Annotated in this window: 2 protein-coding genes, 1 tRNA gene and 2 rRNA genes; 1 reads left to right on the forward strand and 4 read right to left on the reverse strand. The window is 38.2% G+C overall.

All coding sequences use genetic code 11. The features are described 5' to 3' along the window. Window positions 1–1059, forward strand: a 1059-nt coding sequence (locus WBG45_RS09675; RefSeq protein ID WP_424414078.1) for an FIMAH domain-containing protein, incomplete at its 5' end; no start/stop codon positions are given. A gap of 115 nt (window positions 1060–1174) precedes the next feature. Here WBG45_RS09675 and WBG45_RS09680 read toward each other — a convergent pair. From WBG45_RS09680 to WBG45_RS09695, 4 genes are all read right to left on the reverse strand, one after another. Beyond that, window positions 1175–5530: an alpha-amylase family glycosyl hydrolase gene (locus WBG45_RS09680; RefSeq protein ID WP_424414080.1), complete on the reverse strand. Its 4356-nt coding sequence runs from the start codon at window positions 5528–5530 to the stop codon at window positions 1175–1177. A 333-nt stretch (window positions 5531–5863) separates the two neighbouring features. Next, window positions 5864–5938: transfer RNA gene (locus WBG45_RS09685), tRNA-Asn, on the reverse strand. 13 nt (window positions 5939–5951) lie between these two features. Beyond that, window positions 5952–6067, reverse strand: a 5S ribosomal RNA gene (rrf, locus tag WBG45_RS09690). A gap of 136 nt (window positions 6068–6203) precedes the next feature. After that, window positions 6204–6331: ribosomal RNA gene (locus WBG45_RS09695) — 23S ribosomal RNA — on the reverse strand; the annotation flags it as partial.

Here is a 6331-nt window from a genome sequence, read left to right on the forward strand (position 1 = left end):
TCATTTACACTCGGACAAGCTGAAGGAATGGCTGCAATTGGGGACAAAATGTATTTCGGAGTCTACCCAAGTGCGGTGATGTATGAATTAGATACCACAAAGCCTTTATCGGATACGAGTGGATTAAAGAAAATTTACGATATTGAAAATGAAGACCGACCATTTATAATGACCCCCGTCCAGAACAAACTTTATATTGGCACCATTCCCGGGTACGGTGTTCTTGGTGGAGGATTAACAGTGCTTGACCCGAATAATTTAGCAAACACAAAAGTTTTTAGCAACGTGATCAACAATCAATCTATTGCTGGGCTTGCTGAAAAAGATGGAAAGCTATATGGTTCAACTACTGTAGCTGGTGGACTAGGCATCGATCCAACTGAAGTTGCTGCGAAAATCTTTGTTTGGGATATCGCTACTGAAACAGTAGGGGAGGAATTTGTACCGGAGATACCAGGAGTAACAGTACAACCAAAATTAATTAGTGGTATGAAGCTCGGACCTGATGGATTGCTTTGGTCAGCGACTGGCGGTACTATCTTTGCAATGGAACCTGAATCGTTAGATATTGTAAAAAGCAAAAACATTTATCCTGAAGTGACTGATTATGGACGTTGGAGACCAATTCAAATTCGTTTTAGTGACGACGGTTTGATGTACACGACATTAGCAGGAAAAATAACGGTTATAGATCCAGGAACCCTCGAGTATGAAACATTATCTTCAACAGAACTAATGACACTAGGAGATGATGGCGACGTTTATTACTCTAAAGGATCAAGCTTGATGAGAATTCAGGTTTCTGAAAAAAACACACATGAAGAAACGCTTGAGGTCGTTAACCAACATAGTGAATCTGGAAACCTAAGCCATTCACTGAGCCAAATTTTGATTAATAAAATCACGCAGTCCATTCATCATCGTGATATTAATCAATTAGAAGAATCACAAAAACATCTTGATGATGCATTAATGCATTTAGAAAAAGCCAAATCAACTGATGTGACACCGGAGGCATATCGTGAAATTAAAGAATTATTGAGTACGATTGATTATTAATCAAATTAATGAATGAATGAATGAATTCAACAGGCTTACTAGGTTGTAAAATCATACCTAGTAAGCCTGTTTTCATTAAAAATAAGAGCTGCCTTTTCGGCAGCTCTCATTTTTGTTAATTCTTAATGATAGACATCATGATAACTTTTGTATTTTTGGCAATTGCACCACCATCATTTTTAAAGATAGTAGTTTTATTTTCTTCTGACGGTTCAATTCGAATATTCAGCTCATTCGCACCCTCTTGCAAGTTAATCGTGTGCGAGAACGTCATATCATCGTTAATCGTGACTGCTTCTCCGTTAATTGTTAAAACGCCTTCTTTGATTGCATTGCCTTTTAGCGTGATCGTGTCAGTCGTAACGCTTTGTCCATTGGTATGTGACGTTACAACAACAGGCATATCCATCCAACGTAAAATCTTATCTTGAACAACCATTTCGTTACCACCTTGGTTAGTGACAACAAAACTCAAGTCTGTTCCTGGTGCCCCATAACCGTAAAAGCTCACATCATCATCATTTACGTTTCCTGGTGTGTGATCCGCAAGACCCTCTTGATCCCATGAATTATTTTTTGCATACTTGTAAGTGATTACTTCCCCTTCTTGTGCTTCAAACGAATATTCATAGTCATTCGTTACAGCTCCACCACGTGTCATCTTCCAAGCACCTGTATTCCAACCATTTTTACTTCCCGGCATCGTAAGATCGATACCTTGTGGAGTGTAAGACGGTGCATTGACTTTCATTGTTACTTTTACCAATACTAAATCGGGTATCACACTAATAGTGTTTGATTCCACACGGTTACCAGCTTTGTCATAAATATAGACTTCATATGAATAACTCTTTCCATTTATAACGTTCATATCTTTGTAGGTATTCGCATTTGTATCAAGTAATTGGGCAATCACTTCTCCATCACGAACAATTGTGTATAGATATGGTTCATTCGACTCTTTAACCGACCATTTTAGATTCACTTGTCCTGATTCTTGTGTCGGTTGCTCTAACATTACTGATGACGCCGGGGCAGTTACATCTTGCCCTTTAGTAAATGAGACAGTTTTCGTTTCACTCGTCACCCAGTTTCGTCCTAGATCCGTTGAGAATGCATAACGATATTCGTACGTCCCTTCGTAGAACGGTAGGAATGAACTGTTGAATTGATTGGTTTGATTATTTTGGCTGGTATAGTTCGCTTTATATGACATCCAGCTTTCTTTCCCAGGCTCTTTGACTTGCAGTTCAGCTTGTAAACCTTCCGCTAAATCACTTTCTGTTTCACCTTTAATTAGTATATCTACTAAGACCTCTTGCGCTTTAGACAAATCAATTACGTCATCTTGAAGTACAGAAAGATTTTCAATTTCAAAATTCCCTTCTGTTAATTCAACATGTGGAACAGCCGCTTTATTTATTTCAGTTTTTACGGATTCATTTCCATCTTTATCAATGGCAACGACTGCGAAATAATAGTTTCTTCCGTTATCTAATCCATCAATCTTTAATTTTCTTTCCTTAGTTGTCGCAACTTTTTCATAAAAAGCACCTGATATGGTTGTCTGATAAATTGCAAAGCTATCTCCATGCCCTTTCCATGAAAGATTGACGGAATGACTGCTTTCAGTTGCTTTTATTTTTGAGACAACATCGGGACTCTTTAAGTTTTGTCCTTTGTCAGAAACGAGCATTCGACCATTCATTGCTGGCACTGTAACTGACAGCATTCCATTTTTTACTGTCGCTTTATATTTCTTATCTAGCTGATCAATAAGGTTAACGTTATTGACAATAAGTTTTTTCACGTCTAATTCTATCGTCTTACTTTCACTGCCACGGTTTGTAATGATAAGCGCCACATTTTTTTGATCAGAACGTGTATAAGCTAATACATCATCTTTAGCATACAAGTGATTTAACTCACCATAGCTGAATAGATGATGGAAGTCGCTTCTCACTTTACCTATTTTCTCGTAGTGCTTTACAAGGTCTTTATCTTCATGACCCCAAGGATATGTTCTACGGTCATCAGGATCCTTAGAACCTGTTACACCTGCTTCGTCTCCATAATATACGGTTGGAGCACCGGCATAGCCCATTTGTAAAATAGACGCAATCTTTAATCGTTCAACACCCAAGTCATGATTGTAGTTCGGATCAAGTTCTGCTTGTTCAAAAGAATCAGTTCCATTTCCTAATACGAATGCTGCACGTGGTGTATCGTGAGATCCCATCAAGTTCATCAAGGAATAAAATGCCTCTTGTGGGTAGTCTTCAAATACCGCGTTCAGCTGATTTTCTGCCCCTTTTGCATTGCCGTTTTTAAGATAATCAATCATTGCCCCGCGGAAACGATAGTTCATAACAGAATCATACAAATCTCCAAGGAAGTATTCAGATGCATCATCCCAAATCTCACCAAGGATAAGTGGTTCTTCTTTTTCATCTGTTTTAAGTTCTTTACGGAATTCTCTCCAAAACTCGGTATCCACTTCGTTCGCTACATCTAATCGCCATCCAGAAGCACCGCTATCAAGCCAAGATTTTGCAACGGAATCCTTACTGTACATGATGTAATCTGCGAACTCTTTGTTATTTAACTCTGAATCATAGTCTACTGCTTCACCCGGCACGGACTTAATTTCAGGAAGAGAATCAAATCCCCACCACGCTTGATATTTGTATACACCATTTACTTTTTCATTTTCAATGTTAAACCAATTATGAAAACCATAAGCGCTGAACTGCTGTCCTTCTGCTACTAATTTTTCTTCTATTTGGTTTATCGCATCTTCTTCTGACAAGTCTTGATTTTTATTCATAAGATCATAGATACTTGACCAATATTCATAAGCCCCTACAGTTTCGTATTTTCCATAACGATCAAAATAAATAGAGTCATCGCCTACATGGTTGAATACTCCATCTAAAATAAGGTGCATCTTACGTTTCTTTAGTTCTTTCGTAAAACTTTTAAATTCTTCAGGTGTTCCAAACATTGGATCGATTGCTTTGAAATCCGCTGCATCATACTTATGGTTCGACGCCGCGTACGCGATTGGGTTCAGATATAACGTGTTTACGCCAAGTGATTGGATGTAATCAAGTTTTTTTTGTATCCCTGCGATGTCTCCACCAAAGAAGTCGTTCGACCATATTTCGTCACCCGAGTAACCTTCTGTTTCAGCTTGTCTTGGATTATCAGGAAGCTCACTCCACTCCTGATGCTCAATTGGTTCCGTTCCACGAGCAGTCGTTTTACTATCATCGTTTTTCTTGTTGCCATTGAAAAATCGGTCCGGGAAAATTTGATAGACAACAGATTCTTTCATCCAGTCTGGTGTTTTATAAGAAGGATCATAGACCGTCATCTGGAATAAACTCGCATTTGTATCGCTCGTCGACCCTTGTCCACCTTCTTGTGTGTCTTCCCCGTACTCTTTTACCGCTTCTCCATCTCGAGCAATAAATTTGTAGCCATACACACCTTTATCGTTTGGTGTAACAGTTGCTTCCCATAACTCAATTTCATTTCCATCAACAGTTGTCCAACCTGCACTTACCATGTCTTTTACAATAGTGTTACCTGTATTGTAGTTTCTCAACAAGAGTTTAGCCGATGATAAATCACCTTTTTTTGTTTGCAGACGCAATGTTACATCGTCCCCAGCCTTTATTGCACCAAATGGCGCGCGGAATGCTTCATTCCATGTATCATGAAAAAGTTTATCTCCTATAATGCTTCCATCAGGGAGTCCTGCATCGTAATCGGTATAAACTTCTTTTGTATCATGGTTATAAAAGAAGGTCACTGTTGAGTCTTTTATAACAGTAAGAACGAAATTATTAGAAGGAAATGTTGGGGGATCCCAATTGTTTCCTAATACAATTTTGAACTCATGTTTTCCTTTTGGTACTTGCACTGTGTACGTATAGATATTGTCTACATTTTCATCTTGCATTAATGCAGTGGATTCACCTGGTGACCACTCTCCACCTGCCCCAATTTCTGGCTGAATATCCCCAACGATTCGAGGTGTTTGTGCTTCTGGTAATGGTTCTTGAATTATTACTTTATGTGTAGTGTCATCATAAACAAACGTTACTTCTTTTTCGCTATCAATAGTGAGTTTATAATTATCCCCACCAGCTATTCCATCAACTCCATAGTTTTCATCCCAGGAACCGTTAATAGCAATTTTGTATTCATAATTTCCTGCTGGAAGCTTACCTGTCAACTTGTACTTTCCATTCGCTTGAAGCTTCATAGAAGTTTCAATAGCAGCTGGATTCCAATCCACAGGTGCTCCAAACTCACTTTGAAGATCACCGACAAGTGTAACTGTTTTTTCTTCAGCTTTTGCTATAGTCGGTTGAAATAGCATTGTAGGTGCAATCGTTTGCATAATCATCGTAAAAAATAAAAGCCAGATAAAAACATTGCGTGTAGTGTTTCTCTTCCCCACAAAAATCCCCCTAGATTCGTTTTTTATAAAAGCACTAAAGTCATTTCAGAAAGATAGCGCTTTCATTTCTATATTATGTCATACTATCTTTTATTGGAAAATAATCCATTCGGAGTATTGATGAATTATTAAATAGTTATTTTTTCTCATTTTTCAGTTAATTTAGATTTATTTTTCAAACTTTAATCAATACAAAAAAGCCATTCTTCTCTCAAGTAGTTAACTCAAGAGAACAATGGCTTAAAAAGGTTTTTTTCAATATGTAATAATGGAATCTTTAAAACCTCTTCTTTACTATAGAAAATCAATCTGCTATCTATAGAAGTATAAAGATGGCTCCGAAGGTAGGACTCGAACCTACGACCAATCGATTAACAGTCGATTGCTCTACCACTGAGCTACTTCGGAAAAATAAAAAAAAGCCTAGCGACGTCCTACTCTTGCAGGGGGAGACCCCCAACTACCATCGGCGCTAAAGAGCTTAACTTCCGTGTTCGGTATGGGAACGGGTGTGACCTCTTTGCCATTATCACTGGACTGGGTATTCTTTTTTAAGACAAGACTTATTATATCAAGTATCACGAGATTTACAAGCGTTTTTAATTTTATTAAAAAACTATTTCTTGTTCACTCAAAACTGGATAAACGGGCCATTGAAAGCCATTCAAAATTTGTGGTTAAGTCCTCGATCGATTAGTATTCGTCAGCTGCACACGTCGCCGCGCTTCCACCTCGAACCTATCTACCTCATCGTCTTTGAGGGATCTTACTTACTTGCGTAATGGGAAATCTCATCTTGAG

Origin of the sequence: Paenisporosarcina sp., from assembly GCF_049671445.1 — a bacterium.
GTDB lineage: Bacteria > Bacillota > Bacilli > Bacillales_A > Planococcaceae > Paenisporosarcina.